Source organism: Nocardia arthritidis NBRC 100137 (assembly GCF_001612765.1).
GTDB lineage: Bacteria > Actinomycetota > Actinomycetes > Mycobacteriales > Mycobacteriaceae > Nocardia > Nocardia arthritidis.
In genome coordinates this window covers 59,400-78,892 of record NZ_BDBB01000044.1, presented here as the reverse complement: position 1 = coordinate 78,892, position 19,493 = coordinate 59,400, and the positions used below count along the sequence as shown (strand labels likewise).

Below are 19,493 nucleotides of genomic sequence, written 5' to 3'. Positions count from 1 at the left end.
GCTGTCGTCCGACGGCGCCGCGATCGAGATGCGTGACGGCGACGACGAGGACTTGGAGCGTGCGGCGGCCAATCTCGGCATCAACCTGTCGAGGAACGAAGCGGCCACCGTCGACGATCTGGCGAACTAGGCGGTCTGCCGGATGCCGTCCCCGACGGCATCCGGCGCCCACCGCGCGGATTACCGGACGTGTCGGCCGAGCGAAGTCTCGGCAGACACTCACTAGTGAACTTTTGCTCGAATTCGACCCGCACAGGGGAAAGGAAGTTACGTGCTAGACGTCAACTTCTTCGATGAACTCCGGATCGGCCTGGCCACCGCCGAGGACATCCGTCAGTGGTCCTACGGCGAGGTGAAGAAGCCGGAGACCATCAACTACCGCACGCTCAAGCCGGAGAAGGACGGCCTGTTCTGCGAGAAGATCTTCGGTCCCACCCGGGACTGGGAGTGCTACTGCGGCAAGTACAAGCGCGTCCGCTTCAAGGGCATCATCTGTGAGCGCTGTGGCGTCGAGGTGACTCGCGCCAAGGTGCGCCGCGAGCGCATGGGCCACATCGAACTGGCCGCTCCGGTCACTCACATCTGGTACTTCAAGGGCGTGCCCTCGCGCCTGGGCTACCTGCTCGACCTGGCGCCGAAGGATCTGGAAAAGATCATCTACTTCGCCGCCTACGTCATCGTGGCGGTCGACGAGGAACTGCGGCACAACGAGCTGTCCACGCTCGAGGCCGAGATGGAGGTCGAGAAGAAGGCGGTCGCCGATCAGCGCGACGCCGACCTCGAGGCCCGCGCCCAGAAGCTCGAGGCCGACCTGGCCGAGCTCGAGGCCGAAGGCGCCAAGTCCGACGTCCGCCGCAAGGTCAAGGACGGCGGCGAGCGGGAGATGCGCCAGCTCCGCGACCGCGCCCAGCGTGAGCTGGACCGGCTGGAGGAGATCTGGAACACCTTCACCAAGCTGGCGCCCAAGCAGCTCATCGTCGACGAGGTGCTCTACCGCGAGCTGGTCGACCGCTACGGCGAGTACTTCACCGGCGCCATGGGCGCGGAGTCGATCCAGAAGCTGATGGAGAGCTTCGACATCGAGGCCGAGGCCGAGTCGCTGCGCGAGACCATCCGCTCCGGCAAGGGCCAGAAGAAGCTGCGCGCGCTCAAGCGGCTCAAGGTCGTCGCGGCCTTCCAGGCCAACGGCAACTCGCCGATGGGCATGGTGCTCGACGCCGTTCCGGTGATCCCGCCGGAGCTGCGCCCGATGGTTCAGCTCGACGGTGGCCGCTTTGCCACCTCCGACCTGAACGACCTGTACCGTCGCGTGATCAACCGCAACAACCGCCTCAAGCGACTGATCGACCTCGGCGCACCCGAGATCATCGTCAACAACGAGAAGCGGATGCTGCAGGAGTCCGTCGACGCCCTGTTCGACAACGGCCGCCGCGGCCGTCCGGTCACCGGACCGGGCAACCGTCCGCTCAAGTCGCTGTCCGACCTGCTCAAGGGCAAGCAGGGCCGGTTCAGGCAGAACCTGCTCGGTAAGCGCGTCGACTACTCGGGCCGTTCGGTCATCGTCGTCGGCCCGCAGCTGAAGCTGCACCAGTGCGGTCTGCCCAAGCTGATGGCGCTGGAGCTGTTCAAGCCGTTCGTGATGAAGCGCCTGGTCGACCTGAACCACGCGCAGAACATCAAGTCGGCCAAGCGGATGGTGGAGCGGCAGCGGCCGCAGGTGTGGGACGTCCTCGAAGAGGTCATCGCCGAACACCCGGTGCTGCTCAACCGCGCGCCCACGCTGCACCGCCTCGGTATCCAGGCCTTCGAGCCGCAGCTGGTGGAAGGCAAGGCCATCCAGCTGCACCCGCTGGTCTGTGAGGCGTTCAACGCCGACTTCGACGGTGACCAGATGGCCGTGCACCTGCCGCTGTCGGCGGAGGCGCAGGCCGAGGCGCGCGTGCTGATGCTGTCGTCGAACAACATCCTGTCGCCCGCCTCCGGTCGGCCGCTGGCCATGCCGCGTCTGGACATGGTGACCGGCCTGTACTACCTGACCCGTCTGGAAGAGGGCGCGAAGGGTTCCTACGAGCCGGCCACCGCCGACGGTCCGGAGCGGGGCGTGTACTCCTCGCCCGCCGAGGCGCAGATGGCGGTGGACCGCGGTGAGCTCACCGTGCGTTCGCTGATCAAGGTCCGGCTGACCGACCAGCGTCCGCCGAAGGACGTCGAGGCGGAGCTGTTCCCGGAGGGCTGGCGTCGCGGCGACGCGTGGACCACCGAGACCACGCTGGGCCGGGTGCTGTTCAACGAGCTGCTGCCCGTGGACTACGCGTTCATCAACGAGCAGATGCCGAAGAAGCGTCAGGCGACGATCATCAACGATCTCGCCGAGCGCTACCCGATGATCGTGGTCGCGCAGACCGTCGACAAGCTCAAGGACGCGGGCTTCTACTGGGCCACGCGTTCCGGCGTGACGGTCTCCATGTCCGACGTGCTCGTGCCGCCGGAGAAGGCCGAGATCATGGAGCGCTACGAGGCGCAGTCGGATCAGATCGAGAAGAAGTACCAGCGTGGTGCGCTCGATCACCAGGAGCGCAACAACGCCCTGGTCAAGATCTGGCAGGAGGCGACCGAGGAGGTCGGTAAGGCGCTGCGCGCGCACTACCCGGCCGACAACCCGATCATCACGATCGTCGACTCGGGCGCAACGGGTAACTTCACCCAGACCCGTACCCTCGCCGGTATGAAGGGCCTGGTGACGAACCCGAAGGGTGAGTTCATCCCGCGGCCGATCAAGTCCTCGTTCCGTGAGGGCCTGACGGTTCTGGAGTACTTCATCAACACCCACGGCGCTCGTAAGGGTCTGGCCGACACCGCGCTGCGCACCGCCGACTCGGGTTACCTGACCCGTCGTCTGGTGGACGTCTCGCAGGACGTCATCGTGCGCGAGCACGACTGCGGCACCGAGCGCGGCATCGTGGTGCCGATCGCGGAGAAGCAGCTCGACGGCTCGATCATCCGCGACGCGCACGTGGAGACCTCCACCTACGCGCGCACGCTCGCGGCCGACGCGGTCGACGCGCAGGGCAACGTCATCGTGGCGAAGGGCGCCGACCTCGGCGATCCGGCGCTGGAGGCGCTGCTGGAGGCCGGTATCACCGAGGTGAAGGTCCGCTCCGTGCTGACCTGTACCACCGGTACCGGTGTGTGCGCGACCTGCTACGGCCGCTCGATGGCGACCGGCAAGCTGGTCGACATCGGTGAGGCCGTTGGTATCGTCGCCGCGCAGTCCATCGGTGAGCCCGGTACCCAGCTGACCATGCGTACCTTCCACCAGGGTGGTGTCGCGGGTGACGACATCACCGGCGGTCTGCCCCGTGTGCAGGAGCTGTTCGAGGCGCGCGTGCCCAAGGGCAAGGCGCCCATCGCCGAGGTGTCCGGTCGCGTGCGGCTGGAGGACGACGATCGCTTCTACAAGATCACCATCATCCCGGATGACGGTGGCGAAGAGGTTGTCTACGACAAGCTCTCGAAGCGGCAGCGTCTGCGGGTGTTCAAGCACGACGACGGCACCGAGCGTCTGCTCTCGGACGGTGACCACGTCGAGGTCGGCCAGCAGCTGCTGGAAGGCGCGGCGGATCCGCACGAGGTGCTGCGCATCATGGGCCCCCGTCAGGTTCAGGTCCACCTGGTCCACGAGGTCCAGGAGGTCTACCGCTCGCAGGGTGTGTCGATCCACGACAAGCACATCGAGGTGATCGTGCGCCAGATGCTGCGTCGCGTGACGATCATCGACTCGGGCGCCACGGAGTTCCTGCCCGGCTCGCTCACCGAGCGCGCCGAGTTCGAGGCCGCCAACCGTCGCGTCGTCGCCGAGGGCAACGAGCCCGCGGCGGGTCGTCCGGTGCTGATGGGTATCACCAAGGCGTCGCTGGCCACCGACTCGTGGCTGTCGGCGGCGTCCTTCCAGGAGACCACCCGAGTCCTGACGGACGCGGCGATCAACTGCCGCTCCGACAAGCTCATCGGCCTCAAGGAGAACGTGATCATCGGTAAGCTGATCCCGGCCGGTACCGGTATCAACCGCTACCGCAACATCCAGGTGCAGCCGACCGAGGAAGCCCGTGCCGCCGCGTACGCGGTGCCGTCCTACGACGACACCTACTACAGCCCGGACAGCTTCGGTCAGACCACCGGCGCCGCAGTCCCGCTCGACGACTACGGCTTCAGCGACTACCGGTAATCCGTCGCAACGAGATTCGGCCCCCGCTTCCTTGTGGAGCGGGGGCCGAATTCGTTCGGGATGGGTTCGTGGTGGACAACCGGTGCGGGAAGCAGTAGGAAAGTAGAACAGGTTTCAGTTCTGTTCCGGAGGTGGCGGTGGACGGCGCGGCGTTGGGTGATCTGGTGGTGGCCGGATTCCGGAAGCTGGGGTTCATCCAGTACACGGGGGTCGAGTGGGAGGAGTTCGCGCCGGGGCGGAATGTGGTGTCGATCGCACCGCGGGCGCAGCATCTGAACCACAACGGGGATCTGCACGCCGCCGTGTTGTTCGGGATGGCGGAGACCGCCGCCATGGGCGCGTCGGTGTCGGGAATCGTCGACCTGATGGGGGAGACGTTCATCGTCGCCAAGGACGGACGCATCGAATACAAAGCCCGCGCGAAGGGGGACGCGGGGCCGTTCCGCGCCACGTCCGCGTTCTCCGCGCAGACGCTGGCGAAGATGCGGGCGGACATCGAGGCGAAGGCGCCGCTCGAACTCGACGTGCCGGTGGACATCACCGACAGTGCCGGAAAGGTCGTGGCCGCAGCGATGTTCACGGCTGTGCTGCGTCCGCGCCGGGCCTGATCGCAACGAGAAGCCCAGCCGGGCACGATTCGCGTTTACGGCGCCGCGCGTCGTGCGGACGCTGCGGGGATGACGCTGCCGACACACGACGTGGGCACGCTGCGGCGGTGATGCTGCCCTGGGTCATTCCGACACGGTTCGCCTCTCGCCGAACCGTGTGCCTCGGCGAGAACCGGTCCGGATCGGCCGAACGATCCGCTGGGCTTCGGTTCGTCTGGAGCGCGGCTCGACCACCGCGCTCCGAACGGACTCAGCGCTCGCTGTCGAGCATCGCCATCTGCGGCGTGGCATAGCGTTCGCCCGCGACCCGGTCGGCGGGTACGGCCGCTTCGATAGTGGACAACTCCTCGTCGGTGAGCGAGAGGTCCAGCGCGCTCACCGCCTCCGCCCAGCGTTCGCGGCGGCGGGTGCCGATGAGCGGCACGATGTCCTCGCCGCGGCTCAGCGCCCAGGCGATGGCCAGTTGCGCCACCGAGGCGTCCTTGCGCGCCGCGATCTCGTTCAGCGCGCGCACCAGTTCGAGATTCCGGTCCAGGTTCTCGCCTTGGAAGCGCGGGCTGTGGGCGCGGAAATCGTTCGGAGCGAAGGTGGCTCCGGGCGCGATCGCGTCGCTCAGCAGGCCCCGGGAGAGCACGCCGTAGGCCGTGACGCCGATGCCGAGTTCGCGGCAGACGGGCAGGATCTGCTCCTCGATGCCACGGGAGAGCAGCGAGTACTCGATCTGCAGGTCCACGATGGGGTGTACGGCCGCCGCGCGCCGGATGGTGTCCGCACCGACCTCGGACAGGCCGACATGGCGCACGTACCCGGCTTCGATCAGCTCGCCGATGGCGCCGACGGTCTCTTCGATCGGCACGGCCGGATCGAGCCGTGCGGGACGATAGATGTCGATGTAGTCGACGCCGAGCCGCTGGAGGGTGTAGGTCAGGAAATTGCGCAGCGCGGCGGGCCGGTTGTCCACACCGATGAAACTGCCGTCCGGACCGCGCAGCGCGCCGAACTTCACGCTCAGCACCACGTCCTCGCGCGGACGTTCGGCGATGGCCTTGCCGATCAGCGTCTCGTTGTGTCCCGCGCCGTAGAAATCGCCGGTGTCGATCAGGTTGACGCCGGAATCCAGCGCCGCATGGACGGTCGCGGTCGATTCGGCGTCGTCGGTCGCGCCGTACGCGCCGGACATGCTCATCGCCCCGAGGCCGACCCGGCCGACCGTCGGGCCGGTGGCGCCGAGCCGCACTTCGTGGATCTTCGTTGTCGTCATGGGACCAGCCTGAACCGCGCGCCACCGCCGCGGGAGAGATCGTTTATCGGGGGAGTGGTGATCCCTGGCTGAACGCGCCGTTTTCGAGGACAGTGAGGGCATGGACCGCGCCGAACTCGCCGATTTCCTGCGCCGCCGCCGAGAGCAGCTCACGCCCGCCGACGTCGGGTTGCCGCCGGGGGTCCGCCGGCGCACGCCGGGACTGCGCCGCGACGAGGTCGCGCTGCTGGCGGGCATGTCGACGGATTACTACACCCGGCTCGAGCAGGCGCGCGGTCCGCGTCCGTCCACCCAGGTCCTCGCCTCGCTCGCGCGGGCCCTGCGTCTCGACAACGACGAACGCGACCACCTCTACCATCTGTGCGACCACGCGCCGCCGGGACGCGAGGCGACCGACAAGCACGTAGGCCCCGGGCTGATGCACCTGCTCGCCAAGCTGGACGACACCGCGGCCACCGTCGTCACCGATCTCGGCGAGGTGCTCGTACAGAACCGGATGCACACCTTGCTCGTCGGCGATCATGGTGACCGTCGTGGATGGGACCGGTACTACGTCTACCGCTGGTTCACCGACTCTTCCGCGCGCGCGTTTTTCCCGGAGGAGGACTGGGATCGGCTCGGCCGCAACCACGTCGCCGATCTTCGTGCCACGGCCGCGCGCCGTGCGGGCGACGCGGACGTGCTCGAGCTGGTGGCCGAGCTGCGTTCCGCGAGCGCCGAGTTCGACCGGCTCTGGGACGAACATCAAGTGGCCGTGCGGCTTTCGGATATCAAACGCATCCGGCATCCGCAGGTGGGCCTGATCGACGTCGTCTGCGAAACGTTGCTCACGCCCAACGCCGCCCAGCGCCTGCTGGTCTACCTGCCGCGTCCGGGCACGGACGCGGCCGAGAAGCTGGACCTGCTGCGAGTGATCGGCACGCAGCGGCTGACGTCCGCCGCCGGGCTCGACTAGGGCGCGGTGACGTACTCGAGCGCCGCGTCGACGGCGGGCTGCCCACCGCCGACGACGAATCCGGCCATCGCGCCGATCGCCGCGCCCGCCACCGCCGCGGCGGGCACCGTGATGAAGTCGATCACGAACAGGCCGAGCGGGAATCCGACGATGAAGCCGATGGCGGCGCCGATGCCCGCACCCGCCAGGATGGTCGGCATGGCCTTCTCGGCCTCGGCGTAGAACCGCTCCTGCGCGCCGATGTCGCGCAGTGGGGCATCGGTCATCGCGACCGGTGCGACGGTGAGCCGGTGGCCCGCGTCCTCGAGCACAGGGGCCAGCGCCACGCGCTGATCACCGATGCGCAGCGTCATCGGCAGTGCGGCCACGACATTGCCGTCGCGATCGGAGACCGTCACGACCCGGCCGTCGTGGGTCGATTCGAAAGTCCCGTCCTGAATGGTCGCAACGGCCGCGCGCCGGTCGCCGGTGGCGGCGACCTCGTAGGCGACCTGGTGGAACGATCCCCGCAGGTCGAGCGGCGCGTCGGTGGGCGCGGGCTGTGCGTGCGCGGCGCTCGTGGTGAGTGCGGTGGCCGCCAGCGCGACCAGGGTCGTCGCGGTGATTCGAGAGGTCCTCATCGTGCTCTTTCCGTATGCCGCCCCCGTGTCCGGTTCGTCGGGAAAAGATACCGCTCGGCGGCCTTGATCAGAAGGGGCTGAGCGACAGTTCTTCGCTGTTCGGCCGTGAAAGCCACTGCCGCGCATCGCGGCACCGAGGGGACGGGATCGGTTCGGGAGGCTCCCGCTCCGGCGCGATCGGCCGACGGCGCGTCCTGGGCCGGCGGTCGCGTGGCTGGTCGGGCCGGGTTCGGCAGTGGTGTGAATTCCCTCTTGACGTCCGCCCTCATCTCCCTAACACTGAACTAGATGGTTCAGTATGACTTCTTGGACGCCTCCTTCGGGGCGCTCGCGGATCCCACCCGGCGTGGGATCCTGGAACGTCTCGGCAGTGGGCCCGCGACTGTCAGCGAGCTGGCGGAGCGCTTCGAGATGACGCTCACCGGCGTCAAGAAGCACATCCAGCTGCTGGAGGCGGCGGGCATGGTGGTCACGGAGAAGCGCGGCCGGGTGCGGTACTGCCGCCTCGGCGAGAACGTCTTCGACCGCGAAGTGGCCTGGATGCAGGGCTACCGGCGGATGGTGGAAGCGCGGCTGGACCGTCTCGGCGAATTCCTCGAGCGAACGGAGCAGGACCGATGAGCACAACCACGAACGACGCGGTCATCACGACCGACACCGACCGCGCGATCCACATCGAGCGGATTTTCGACGCCCCCCGCGAGCGCGTGTGGGACGCCTACAGCCGGATCGAATTGCTCGCCCAGTGGTGGGGGCGCGGCAATCGCCTGGACATCGAGCGCTGGGAATTCCGTCCGGGCGGACATTGGCGCTTCGTCGAGCACTCCGACGAAGGAGCCCATGGCTTCGAGGGCCGTTTCCGCGAGGTCACCCCGCGGGAGCGCATCGTGTACTCCTTCGAGTGGGACGGCATGCCCGCCCATGTGGCGATCGACAGCGTCAGTTTCGTCGACCTCGGCGACGGCCGCACCAAGGTGGTCACCGACAGCCAGTTCCACACGCCGCAGGAGCGGGACGGAATGCTCCAGTCGGGCATGGAGACCGGGCTCAACGAGAGCTACCGCGCGCTGGACGCACTGCTCACGCGCGGCTGAGTCGGGACGCTCCGGCTCCGGTCACCGCTTGCGTGGGCGGAGCCGAAGCGCCGCGACCAGCGGACGCAGGTCGGGTCGCCAGACGCATGGAGGGGGTGGAATCGGCTGTGTGCCGCGATCAGTCCCGGGCCGGTCCGGTCCGGCGCTTGCGCGGCTTCAGGTGCAGTCCGGGCAGGGGCGGCGCGGGAATCCGCTGTTGCGGGGTATGGCCCGCGATGTCGGCGAACCGGGTGAGGTCGTGGTTGTCCCAATCCGCCCGGGCGGTGAGAATGTCCTCGTGGCTGCGGCCGACGAAGTTCCACCACATCACCAGTTCCTCGCCGAACGGTTCGCCGCCGATCAGGGCGAAATGCGCGCCGCCTGTGGTGGCGAGCTGGAGTTCGTCGCGCTCGGTGCCGAGGTACAGCAGCGGTCCGGGAGCCAGTTCGTCGCCCGCGACGGTCACCTCGCCCTCGATCACCAGCACCGCGTGCTCGAAACGAGGGTCGAGCGGGAGGGTGGCCTCGGCCCCGGGCGCCAACCGCACGTCGGCGCCGACGATGGGTGTGTAGGCGATCGCGGGTGAGGTCTTCCCGGCCAGGGACCCGATCAGCACGATCGCGCGGAGGCCGGGCGCCTCGACGACGGGCAGTTCCCGATGCTGCTCGAAATGCGGAGCGATGCCGGTGTGGTCGCCCGGCAGCGCGATCCACAGCTGCAAGCCGTGTCCCGCGGGCGCGCCCGCAACGGCGTACTCGGAATGGGCGATACCGCGTCCGGAGGTCATCAAGTTCAGCTGACCGGGCTCGATCTGCACGTCCGAGCCCACCGAGTCGCGATGCCGGATCCGGCCCTCGAAGGGCCAGGTCACCGTTTGCAGGCCGATGTGCGGATGCGGATCGATGTCCGGCGGCGCACCGGTCTTGGTGACCGTCGGCGCGCCGAAGTGGTCGAGGAAGCACCACGCGCCGACGGTCGGCAGGTCGCGTTGCGGCAGCACGCGTTCGACGAAGACGCCGCGCACCCCGCCGAGCGGCACCTCACGGGCCGGATACCGCTCCGCGACCGGCCCCGGACCCGGGGTGGGTTCGCAGAGCGTCTCGGCCGGGCGCGGATCCAGATCACTCACCGATCGACGCCCTTGCCGATCACGTGGGCGTCGTACTGCGAGTGCTTGTCCAAATACGCCTTGATGAACGGGCACACCGGCCGGATCACGCGCTCGCGCCCGATGGCGTCCTCGATGGCCTTCCCGGCCAGGACGGAGCCGAGACCTTTCCCGGAGAACGCGCCGTCGACCTCGGTGTGCGTGAACACCGTCTCGTCGTCGTGCTCCTCGTAGTCGGCGAAGCCGGCCAGCTCCCCGCCGTAGAACACCTCGTAGCGATGCCGCTCGTCGTTGCGGACGACCTCGGACTCCGATGCCGATTCGCTCATGGTTCCCTTCTCCTTCCGGGTGCGTACCGGATGCCTGCTGAGAATCGAGACCCGGTTGAACGCGCCGATCGTGGTGGCCACCCAGATGACGACGGATAGCTGATCATCCGTAAGACGCCGGCGAGCCGAAGCGTACTCACGCTCGACGATGTTCTCGTCCGGAAGCGTCGCCGTGATCTCCGCGATCGCGAGCACAGCCTGCTCGAACTGGGTATACGTGCCGCCGCGCCGCCATGCGGGCAGTACCGCGATCTCCTGTTCGGTGACCCCGGCGGCCAGGGCGGCGCGGTAGTGCACGTCCAGGCAGTACGCGCAGCCGTTGAGCTGGGAGACGCGCAGATTGATCAGTTCGATGATCCGGCGATCCAGCCCCACCGCCGCGCCCGCGGCCCTGACCTCGTTCGCGACCCTGTTGAGCGCACGGAACGCGGCCGGCGTCTGTTTATCGATCCAGACGCGGTCAGGTGGCGCTTCGTGCTTCATATTCGTGGGATGTTAGTCGCCGCCGGTGAACGGCGCAGAGCGGGCCGCCGGATAAGCGGACTCCGGTCCGCCGGTTTGTGATTCGGTAGCGGGGGTGATCCGCTGCACGGTCACTCGATCTCGGTGAACCGCCGCAGCTGGAACGGTTCGACCAGCACTTCCTGCAACGCGGTGGCGAGAGCCTTCAGGTGCGGCGTCCGGAAGTGCGCGTCCAGGGCATCGGCGTCGGCCCACTCTTCCAGCAACACCATCCGGCTCGGGTCGGTGGGATGCAGGTAGAGCTCGTAACGGATGCAGCCGCCCTCCGCTAGCGTCGGCTCGATCATGCCTTGCAGCAGATCCCGCAACTCCGCCTCGCGACCAGGCTTGGCGGTGAAGCGAACGTTCAGCGTCAACGTCGACATGGGCGTCTCCTGATCTCGAGGGACTTCTCCAGGCTCGTCGTCATACCTTGATCTCTTCGCTGTCGTGTGCGGTGACCACGGCAGGCTCGATCGCTTGCGCCTTTCCTTCGTACACAGCGATCTTGTGGTCCAGCACGGCCAGAGTCTGACGAAGTTCATCCATCTTGGCGAGCACCTCGACGCGGGTGTGCTGGAACATCGCCAGCCGTTGCGGGAACGTCGCGTCCCCGGCCCGTACCAGCTCGGCGTAGCGGAGCATGTCCGCCACCGACATCCCGGTCGTGCGCAGCCGCCCGATCAGCGCCAGCCATTCCAGATCCCGGTCGCTGAACCGCCGCTTGCCGGTGTGGTCGCGCCCGATGTAGTCCATCAGGCCGATCCGCTCGTACCAGCGCAGCGTGTCCCGGCTCAGTCCCGATCGCTCGGACACCTCGCCGATCGAGTACCGGGGCTGCTCCCTGTCGTCGCGCGCGCTCGCGTATGGCGCGGTTTCGCTCACTGCACTCGTCCTTCCCGTGGAACATCGACGACGCTAATCACCTGGAGTGCACTCCAAGCAAGGGGCCGTATGTTCAGCTGCTGTAGTCGGGCAGTTGCTGGACCGCCCATTTGTTGCCGTCCGGGTCGGCGAAGAAGGTGAACAGGCCCCAGCCGAGGTCCTGGACCGGAGTGGCGTCCACGCCCGCGGCGCTCAACTGCTGGTAGGCGTCCTCGGCGCTGGCCACCACCATCTGCATGCCTCGCACGCTGCCGGGCGCCGCGTCGGTGATGCCTTCGCCGAGGCAGATCGAGCAGCCGGAGCCGGGTGGGGTCAGCTGCACGAAGCGCAGGTTCTCATCGACACGATGATCGTGATCGGCATGGAAACCGATCTTGGTGTAGAAATCCTTGGCGCGGTCGACGTCGGTCACCGGAATGGCGACGAGCTCGATTTTCCAGTCCATCCGGCGAGCATTCCATCAGGCGCCGACAAAGTCCCGGATTCCGGCCTACGCTGGGAACATGCCTGGAAAGGACATCGACCGGATCAGGGCTCGTTCGGCCTGGGCGACGGTCAGGGATAGCCCGGTGATCACCGCGATCGCGATCGCGCCGTTCGCGATCGCGCTCGGCGTGGTGTGGTGGCTGTTCGGTGGTCTGGCCGCGTTCGCGCTGCTGCTCGTGCTCGGTGCGGGCGTTGTGGTCGGCGGCAGATTACTGCGCTGACCGTGCGCGCGCCGCGTGCGGTCAGCGCGGGATGTGGAAATGCGTCAGCTCGCCGGTTCCCGGATCGATGTCAGCCCAGTCGCGGTCGAAGCGCAGTACCGCGAGTGCTGAGGTCGGGAACTTCCGGCTGAGTTCGACCGCCGGGGCGCTGTCGCGATTGCTCGCCAATTCCCAAGCCGTCCACGGCATGCCGGGTGCGTGCCCGACCACCAGCAGCGTCGCCACGTCGTCGTCGCTGAGCCGGACCAGCTCGATCAGCGTCTCCGGCACGGCCTCGTAGATCCCGGGTTCGAAGACGACCGGCGCGGTGATGCCGGTGGCCGACAGCGTCTGCCTGGTCCGTGTCGCGGTGGAGCAGCGCACGGCGTCGATCGGCGGCTGGGTGGCCTGCAGCCACCGACCCGCCAGTCCCGCCTCGCGCCTGCCCCGCGGCGCCAACGGCCGCTCGTGATCGTCGACGGCATCGGGATAGGCCGACTTACCGTGCCGCATGAGGATCAGAGTCCGCGCCATGGAGATACGGTAAGGCCTCCGGGCGAGAGGTCTCGACCACACTCGAGGCAGACTGAAAGCGGCATCACATCACGCGCTCCCGCGGGCGATCCCCGCGGCGGACGTGACGGACGCCGCTCATCTGTCCACCACAACCCCATGGGTGGCCACGGCCCACGTACTTCTTCGAGGATCAGCACAATATGGCCTACGTAATCACGCAGCGTTGTTGCAACGACGCCAGCTGCGTCTCCGAGTGCCCGGTCGACTGCATCCGTCCCACCCCGGACCAGCCGGAGTTCGCGACGACCGAGATGCTCTACATCGACCCCGACACCTGTATCGACTGCGGCGCCTGTGTCGACGCGTGCCCGGTGGAGGCCATCTTCTCCGAGGACGACCTGACCGCTTCGCTGGCGCGATTCCGCGACATCAACGCCGCCTACTTCCAACGGCATCCGCTGGAATCGAACTTCGACCCGATCATCACCCCCGCGCGTCCGCCGAAGGAGCTGGGCACCCTGCGCGTCGCGATCGTCGGCGCCGGGCCCGCGGCCTGCTACGCCGCCGACGAGCTGCTGCGCAGGGCCGACGTGGAAATCGAGATGTTCGACCGGCTGCCCACCCCGTGGGGCCTGGTCCGGGCGGGCGTCGCGCCCGACCATCCGGGCACCAAGACGGTGTCGGGCATGTTCGAGTCCGCGTTTCGCCGTGAGACGCTGCAGTACTACCTCAATGTCGAAGTGGGCACCCACATCTCGCACGAGGAGCTGCTGCGCCACCACCACGCGGTGATCTACGCGGTCGGCGCCTCCAGCGACCGGAAGATGGGCGTCCCGGGCGAGGACTTGCCGGGCAGCCACTCCGCCACCGAGTTCGTCGCCTGGTACAACGGCCACCCCGATTACGCCGACCGGACCTTCGACCTGTCCGGGGAGCGGGCGGTGATCGTCGGCAACGGCAACGTCGCGCTGGACGTGGCGCGCGTGCTGACCGTCGACCCGGACGAACTCGCCAAGACCGACATCGCCGATCACGCGCTGGACGCCCTGCGGCAGAGCAATATTCGCGAGGTGGTCGTGCTGGGCAGGCGCGGCCCGTTGCAGGCGGCCTACACCTCGCCGGAGTTCCTCGCCCTCGCGCACCTGAAGGGCGTCGACGTCATCGTCGACGAGACCGACCTGGCACTGGATCACGCCAGCCAGGCGATCGTGGACGACCCGCAGGTCGAGCCGTCGCTGAAACTGAAGTACACCCTGGCCCAGGAGTACGCGGGCGGTCGCCGGGCCGAAGGCAACAAGCGGATCGTGTTCCGTTATCTCACCTCGCCCACCGCGCTCACCGGCACCGACCGGGTCGAGTCCATCGAGATCGTGCACAACGAGCTGTTCGAGGAAGGCGGTCAGCTCGTCGCACGGCCCACCGACCGCACCGAGAGCATCGGCGCCTCGCTGGTCCTGCGATCGATCGGGTACCGCGGCGAGCGGCTCGGCGAACTGCCGTTCGACGAGCGGCGCGGCGTCGTGCCGAACGAGCACGGCCGGGTCATCGGCGACGACGGAACCATGCTCAGCGGCGTGTACGTCAGCGGGTGGATCAAGCGTGGTCCGCGCGGTGTCATCGGTTCGAACCGGATCGACTCCGAGGAGACGGTGGAGCTGCTGCTCGCCGACTTCACCGCGGGCAAACTCGCCGCGCCGCAGGCCGACCGCGTCGCGCTGAAGGCCCTGCTCGCCGAGCGCCAGGCCGACTTGGTCGACCGGGCGGGCTGGCGAGCGATCGACCAAGCGGAGAAGACCGCGGGCAAGTCCGCGGGCCGCCCGCGCGTCAAATTCACCACCCGCGAAGACCTGCTCAAAGCCGCCCGCGGCTGACGAACCAGCCGGGCCGGTCGGAACGCCACGTTCCGACCGGCCCGTCCCTTGGCCCCAACCGATCTACGCGGCAAACCTCGTCGCCGATGTCAATCGCCTGACTGGTATGGCCTAAAAGTCCGGAGAGGCGGGCTGGCCGGGTAAGGGCATGATGCGGACCACGGTTGTGGTGGTCCCGCCGACCACGAACCACAGCCGCAGCACCGGCTGCCCGGTGCGATCCCCCGGCTCGTACCGGCTGCGCACGCTCACGTGCTGGCGGGCCAGCACCGGCGCCACATATTCGATCACCGCGCGGTGCGGACCCGCGAGCAGCTTGGGATATTCGACCAGGAACTGTTCCACCGCTTGCCAGTAACAGGCGTTGTTGACGTGGTTGTACTGGTCGATGTCGGTGGCGCGCACCGGGAACGGCAGGTCGGTGTCGGACTCCGGCGGCGTGGCGTCGGTCAGATAGGGCCGCCACCGCAGACGGTGCTCGCCGGAGGTGCGCGCGAGATAGGCGAGACCTTCGTCGCTGATCCGCGCGGGCATGCCGGTGGACTCGCTGATATTGATCCAGAAGCCCTCGGTCTCGATCAGGCCGCCGCTTCCGCTGGTGATCCGCACGCGCATGTTGGTCCACCGGGTGGACATCGCCGAGCACCACCGCAGCAACTGCACCTCGTCCGGCCACAGAATCGGCCGGATGACATCGATGACCGTGCGCCGGATGATCCAGTTCGGATCGGTCCGATGGAAGAACGTCTTATGCAGGTTTTCCCAGGCGATATCTTGCAAGTAGCGGGCGATGGCGTCGAACCGCAACCGGTCGTAGGGATCCACATCACCAGCCCGGATGGGCCACGCCGAGGCAAAGCCCATGCCCTCCTGGGGAAGCGGGGCGAGTGGCTGATCGAGTGACACTTGTGCTCCTCGCGCTGCACGGTGTGCCGCGTTTCTTCATGCGGTGCTGTTGTGACGACTTTACGGGGCGTACGTCACACCCTCGCGTCGAGTCGTCCGTACCTCCTTAATAGTCCGTCAGCCGGGTCGTGGGCCAGCAAGAATGCGGTTTTCCGTGCGCGGCCCCGACACGAGATCATGCGTGCCTCGGCAGCCGCGGCGCAGGACATGGCCGTGAGCGGGTCAGTAGCCCTGGTACGCGCCGCCCGAGTTGACGGCGGCCACACCGGGGACGTTGCCGAGCGATCCGTAGCGATCGATGGAGTACCGCACCCCGGCGATGATGTTGTCGACCGGGTTCCAGACGTCGTCGTGGCCGGGCGCCTTATAGGCGTTGAACGTGCTGTCGATGGTCTGCATCAGGCCCTTCGACGGATGTCCGGCTACCCAGTTGCTGTCCCAGCGGTTCTCCGCGTACGGATTGCCCGCGGATTCGTGTTCGATGATCAGCGCGATCGCTCGTTCATCGATGTCCGCGGGGTCGTACCCCATCGCGATGAGTTGCTGCTTCGCCTCGGCGATCCATCGCGCGACGTCACCGCTGGGCAGCGGGCCCGTCGGCGCGGATGAACTCGGACCACCGTGATACGGCGTGCCCGACGACGTGCCGTGCGAGGTTCCCGAGTCGTTGTGCCCGGACATCAGCTGGCTCGACCGATCCGACGAAGGCGCGGCGACCGGGGTACCCGACGTCGCGGCCGGTGTGGTGGCGGCGGGCGTCGTGGGGGCCGCGGGTACGTTCGCGCTGGGCTCACCGAGTCCGGCGAATGCCGCCTCCAATTTTCCGGCCGCGCCCTCGACTTGGGTCTCGGCTCGGTTCGCCACGTCTTCGGCGGTCTTCAAGGCGTTGGTCAGCTCCCACGTCCGCGAGGCCGCCTGGAGGGCTTCCTGGAAGACGAGCCCCTCGACGTCGGCCTTGTCCGCGTGCGCCCGGAGGTAGTCGATTCGCGTCTTGGCATCGACGGTGCCGTTGGGCGCGACATCGAAGGGCGGCGTTTGGTTCAGTGCGTCGTCGCGCAGGCTCAGTACTTTGGTTTTCGCCTCGGTCAGGTTCTGCACCTGGGTGGTGAGCGCAGTCTTCAACTCGAGCAGCGCGGCGCTCACCGCGGAAGCGCGAGTCTTCTCGGTCTGCATCCGGGCATTCGCCGCATCGCCCGCGGATCCGGACCACTGCTTCGTGTCGGCGAGCGCTTTCGTGTCGTCCGTGCCCTTGCCCACCGCGGTGTCCAGCCCCTGCGACATCCGTTCGGCGAGGGCACCCGCCGCCGAAAGCTGCTCCGGCTGCCAGTTCTCGACGTCTGGAATGGTGAGCGTCATGGCAGCTGGAGCCCTATGGCGCGCAGCTTCGCCGCGAAGTCGTCCTCGGCCAGCTCGTACTCGCCTGCCGCGTTGTGCAGGTTGTCGGCGACCGTGGCCAGGCGCGATCCGATCCGCTCCAAGCAGCGATGCGCGGCGTCGTTCGCGCGCTGGGCCACCGGGCCGAAATCGGTGCCTGGCAGCGCGCCCGCCGCGACGCCGAGACCCTCGCCGGCGCCGAGGTCGGTGACCGACGTGGCCTCCGTGCGCAGCGTTTGCGCGAAGGAGCGCAGCGCCGCTGGGTCGACCTGCATCGTCGTCGCAGGTTGTGGCTGGTTTTGCTCGACCATGAATCCCCCTTCCCTCCCGACCGTGAGGTCGCGGCCAGCATAGCAAAATCGGGCGTCCGGACGGGCGTGCTCGGGGGGCGCCCGTTATGTTGTCGGTGTGGCGCCGGCGCGGATCAGGCCGGTGCGAGGACAGAGAGGTCGGCACATGCGCGCAGCCCAGGTCAGCAAGCTGGAGGGACCGGAAGCGGTTCGGATCGTCGATATCCCGGAGCCCGCGGTCTTCCCCGGCGGCGTCGTGATCGACGTGCACGCGGCGGGCGTGGCCTTCCCGGACGTGCTGATGACGCGCGGCCTTTACCAGATGAAGCCCGAATTGCCGTTCGTCGTGGGCGGCGAGGTCGCGGGCATCGTCCGGGAGGCCCCCGAAGACGCGCACGTGCGGCCGGGTGACCGGGTGGTCGCGCTGACCATGCTCGGCAACGCGATGGCCGAGACGGCCGTCACGCCCACGCAGATGGTGTTCCGGCTCCCCGACAACGTCTCGCTGGAGGCGGGCGCCGGCATCCTGTTCAACGACTTGACCGTGCACTTCTGCCTGCGCACCCGGGGCAGGCTGGCCGAAGGCGAGACGGTGCTGGTGCACGGCGCCGCGGGCGGCATCGGCACCTCGACGCTGCGGCTGGCGGCCGCGCTCGGTGCGGGCCGGGTGATCGCCGTGGTGAGCACCGAGGAGAAGGCCGAGGTCGCGCGCGCCAACGGCGCCACCGATGTGGTGTTGACCGACGGCTGGCTGGCGGCGGTGAAGGAGCTGACCGGCGGTCGCGGCGTCGATATCGTGCTCGACCCGGTCGGCGGTGACCGTTTCACCGACAGCATCCGTTCGCTCGCCTCGGCGGGCCGGTTGCTGGTCGTCGGCTTCACCGCAGGGGAGATCCCGACCGTGAAGGTCAACCGGCTGCTGTTGAAGAACGTCGAGGTGACCGGTGCGGCGTGGGGCGAATGGGTGATGTCGCATCCGGGCTACCTGCAGGAGCAGTGGGCCGAGGTGGAGCCGCTGCTGGCCTCCGGCAAGATCGCGCCGCCGCAGCCGGTGCTGTACCCGCTGGACAAGGCCGCGGAGGCGGTCGCGTCGCTGGACAACCGGACGGCCACCGGCAAGGTCGTGGTCACCCTGCGCTGACGCCTACCGGCTGTTCCCCTCGTCATGAAACTGTCCACCCGGATCCTGAACCGGACCCTGCTGGCTCGTCAGCATCTGCTCGAGCGCTCGCCGCGGACGGCGCACGAAATGTGTGATCATCTCGTCGGATTGCAGGCGCAGGATTCGCCGCCGCCGTTCGTCGGATTGTGGAGCCGCGTCGCGGCTTTCGATCCGGCGACGGTGTCGGACGCCCTGGAGGACCGTTCACTGGTCCGGATCACCTTGATGCGCGGCACCATTCATCTGGTCACGCCGCCCGACGCGCTGCGGATCGCGCCGCATGTGCAGCCGGAACTGGAGAAAGCGCCCTTCCGCAAGGGCTTCAACTACGGCGCCATGGTCGGACTGGACCCGGAGGAGGTGCGCGGGCAGGGCGAAGCGGTGCTCGGCGACGAGCCGATGTCGGCGGCGGAGCTGCGCGCCCGCGCCGCCGAGCGCTACCCCGACCGCGACCCGGGCGCGGTGGTGCAGACCTGGCTGTATCAGCTGCCGGTGTTGCAGACCCCGCCGCGCGGGAAGTGGAAGGACAGCAGCAGGCCGATCTGGTCGCGGGTCGAGCCCTGGTTGGGCGCTCCGCTGGACCCCACGTATCCGTTGGCGGAGTTGATCTTTCGCTACCTGCGTGCGTTCGGTCCGGCGAGCACGATGGACATGCAGACCTGGTCGAAGCTGCCCGGGATGAAGAAGGCCGTCGCGGAACTCGGTGATCGGGTGCGCACCTACACCGACGAGCGCGGCCGCACGCTCTACGACGTCGCCGACGGTGCGTTGGCCGATCCGGACGTCCCCGCTCCGGTGCGGCTGCTCGGCTGGTACGACAACGCTCTGCTGTCGCACCAGGATCGGACGCGGATCGTGCCCGACGGCGCCGCTCCTCCGCTGCGCGCCTTCGCGGCACAGGTCTCTCCGGTGCTGGTCGACGGCTTTCTGGCGGGCCTGTACAAGGTCTTCGCGAACGCGAAGTCCGCCCGGCTGCGCATCAGCCCGACCCGGAGCTGGACGAAGGCGGAGCGCGCGCAGGTCGAGGCCGAGGCCGAGGCGCTGCTCGCCTTCCTGGAGGCGGGCAAGCGGGGAAGCGTGGAAATTCTCGACGTGCGCGCCGACCTGCGCCCTTGAGCCGGAC

The 19,493-nt window shown here is 68.2% G+C and carries 20 protein-coding genes and 1 pseudogene; 9 read left to right on the top strand and 12 right to left on the bottom strand.

What is annotated here, in order from left to right:
• The first annotated feature begins 271 nt into the window (after positions 1-271).
• Together NA8_RS26500 and NA8_RS26495 are read left to right on the top strand one after the other, a co-directional pair.
• Positions 272-4,225, top strand: a complete 3,954-nt coding sequence (locus tag NA8_RS26500) for a DNA-directed RNA polymerase subunit beta' (protein WP_063053072.1) — start codon at positions 272-274, stop codon at positions 4,223-4,225.
• A 131-nt stretch (positions 4,226-4,356) separates the two neighbouring features.
• Positions 4,357-4,833 carry a PaaI family thioesterase gene (locus NA8_RS26495; protein ID WP_245664015.1) on the top strand — a complete coding sequence of 159 codons (477 nt, stop codon included), beginning with the start codon at positions 4,357-4,359 and terminating at the stop codon, positions 4,831-4,833.
• Between the two features lie 250 nt (positions 4,834-5,083).
• Here NA8_RS26495 and NA8_RS26490 read toward each other — a convergent pair whose 3' ends face one another.
• Complete coding sequence (locus tag NA8_RS26490) at positions 5,084-6,094, bottom strand: aldo/keto reductase (protein WP_063053071.1); 1,011 nt, start codon at positions 6,092-6,094, stop codon at positions 5,084-5,086.
• 100 nt (positions 6,095-6,194) lie between these two features.
• Between NA8_RS26490 and NA8_RS26485 the strand changes: the two genes are divergently transcribed.
• Positions 6,195-7,049 carry a helix-turn-helix transcriptional regulator gene (locus NA8_RS26485; protein WP_063053070.1) on the top strand — a complete coding sequence of 285 codons (855 nt, stop codon included), beginning with the start codon at positions 6,195-6,197 and terminating at the stop codon, positions 7,047-7,049.
• Here the strand turns inward: NA8_RS26485 and NA8_RS26480 are convergent.
• Positions 7,046-7,669, bottom strand: coding sequence for a DUF8020 domain-containing protein (locus tag NA8_RS26480; RefSeq protein WP_063053069.1), 624 nt, complete (start codon positions 7,667-7,669; stop codon positions 7,046-7,048). The genes NA8_RS26485 and NA8_RS26480 overlap by 4 nt on opposite strands.
• A 288-nt stretch (positions 7,670-7,957) precedes the next feature.
• On the opposite strand from NA8_RS26480, the gene NA8_RS26475 reads away from it, so the two are divergent.
• The gene (locus tag NA8_RS26475; RefSeq protein ID WP_062975489.1) at positions 7,958-8,290 is read left to right on the top strand and encodes an ArsR/SmtB family transcription factor; all 333 of its coding nucleotides are present in this window, start codon (positions 7,958-7,960) and stop codon (positions 8,288-8,290) included.
• On the top strand, positions 8,287-8,763 hold the full coding sequence (locus NA8_RS26470; RefSeq protein ID WP_063053068.1) for an SRPBCC family protein: 477 nt from the start codon (positions 8,287-8,289) through the stop codon (positions 8,761-8,763). The genes NA8_RS26475 and NA8_RS26470 overlap by 4 nt, the downstream gene beginning before the upstream one ends.
• A 118-nt stretch (positions 8,764-8,881) precedes the next feature.
• Here NA8_RS26470 and NA8_RS26465 read toward each other — a convergent pair whose 3' ends face one another.
• From NA8_RS26465 to NA8_RS26445, 6 genes and pseudogenes are all read right to left on the bottom strand, one after another.
• Positions 8,882-9,871: a pirin family protein gene (locus NA8_RS26465; RefSeq protein WP_063053067.1), complete on the bottom strand. Its 990-nt coding sequence runs from the start codon at positions 9,869-9,871 to the stop codon at positions 8,882-8,884.
• Positions 9,868-10,179, bottom strand: coding sequence for a GNAT family N-acetyltransferase (locus tag NA8_RS35940; RefSeq protein ID WP_439957419.1), 312 nt, complete (start codon positions 10,177-10,179; stop codon positions 9,868-9,870). Before NA8_RS35940 ends, NA8_RS26465 begins: the two co-directional genes overlap by 4 nt.
• 12 nt (positions 10,180-10,191) lie before the next feature.
• A pseudogene (locus NA8_RS35935) lies at positions 10,192-10,662 on the bottom strand (carboxymuconolactone decarboxylase family protein); the annotation flags it as partial.
• Between the two features lie 110 nt (positions 10,663-10,772).
• Positions 10,773-11,066: a putative quinol monooxygenase gene (locus NA8_RS26455; RefSeq protein WP_040870280.1), complete on the bottom strand. Its 294-nt coding sequence runs from the start codon at positions 11,064-11,066 to the stop codon at positions 10,773-10,775.
• A gap of 40 nt (positions 11,067-11,106) precedes the next feature.
• Entirely contained in the window at positions 11,107-11,565 is a 459-nt protein-coding gene (locus NA8_RS26450) for a MerR family transcriptional regulator (RefSeq protein ID WP_063053065.1), read from the bottom strand.
• 73 nt (positions 11,566-11,638) lie between these two features.
• The gene (locus NA8_RS26445; protein WP_063053064.1) at positions 11,639-12,010 is read right to left on the bottom strand and encodes a glyoxalase superfamily protein; all 372 of its coding nucleotides are present in this window, start codon (positions 12,008-12,010) and stop codon (positions 11,639-11,641) included.
• A 58-nt stretch (positions 12,011-12,068) separates the two neighbouring features.
• Between NA8_RS26445 and NA8_RS26440 the strand changes: the two genes are divergently transcribed.
• Complete coding sequence (locus NA8_RS26440; protein ID WP_063053063.1) at positions 12,069-12,272, top strand: hypothetical protein; 204 nt, start codon at positions 12,069-12,071, stop codon at positions 12,270-12,272.
• Between the two features lie 21 nt (positions 12,273-12,293).
• Here the strand turns inward: NA8_RS26440 and NA8_RS26435 are convergent, their stop codons facing one another.
• Complete coding sequence (locus NA8_RS26435; protein ID WP_063053062.1) at positions 12,294-12,785, bottom strand: SixA phosphatase family protein; 492 nt, start codon at positions 12,783-12,785, stop codon at positions 12,294-12,296.
• A gap of 182 nt (positions 12,786-12,967) precedes the next feature.
• Here NA8_RS26435 and NA8_RS26430 point away from each other — a divergent pair, with 182 nt between their 5' ends.
• Positions 12,968-14,638, top strand: a complete 1,671-nt coding sequence (locus NA8_RS26430) for an FAD-dependent oxidoreductase (RefSeq protein ID WP_063053061.1) — start codon at positions 12,968-12,970, stop codon at positions 14,636-14,638.
• A 111-nt stretch (positions 14,639-14,749) separates the two neighbouring features.
• Here the strand turns inward: NA8_RS26430 and NA8_RS26425 are convergent, their stop codons facing one another.
• From NA8_RS26425 to NA8_RS26415, 3 genes are all read right to left on the bottom strand, one after another.
• Positions 14,750-15,544 (bottom strand): acyl-[acyl-carrier-protein] thioesterase, encoded by a 795-nt coding sequence (locus NA8_RS26425; RefSeq protein ID WP_063053060.1) that lies wholly within the window; start codon positions 15,542-15,544, stop codon positions 14,750-14,752.
• Between the two features lie 222 nt (positions 15,545-15,766).
• Entirely contained in the window at positions 15,767-16,900 is a 1,134-nt protein-coding gene (locus NA8_RS26420; protein ID WP_063053059.1) for a transglycosylase SLT domain-containing protein, read from the bottom strand.
• Positions 16,897-17,229, bottom strand: a complete 333-nt coding sequence (locus NA8_RS26415) for a type VII secretion target (protein ID WP_063053058.1) — start codon at positions 17,227-17,229, stop codon at positions 16,897-16,899. Before NA8_RS26415 ends, NA8_RS26420 begins: the two co-directional genes overlap by 4 nt.
• Positions 17,230-17,374: 145 nt before the next feature.
• Here NA8_RS26415 and NA8_RS26410 point away from each other — a divergent pair, with 145 nt between their 5' ends.
• Both NA8_RS26410 and NA8_RS26405 read left to right on the top strand, forming a co-directional pair.
• Positions 17,375-18,349, top strand: coding sequence for an NADPH:quinone oxidoreductase family protein (locus NA8_RS26410; protein ID WP_063053057.1), 975 nt, complete (start codon positions 17,375-17,377; stop codon positions 18,347-18,349).
• A 24-nt stretch (positions 18,350-18,373) separates the two neighbouring features.
• Positions 18,374-19,486, top strand: a complete 1,113-nt coding sequence (locus NA8_RS26405; RefSeq protein ID WP_063053056.1) for a winged helix DNA-binding domain-containing protein — start codon at positions 18,374-18,376, stop codon at positions 19,484-19,486.
• Positions 19,487-19,493 lie beyond the last annotated feature (7 nt).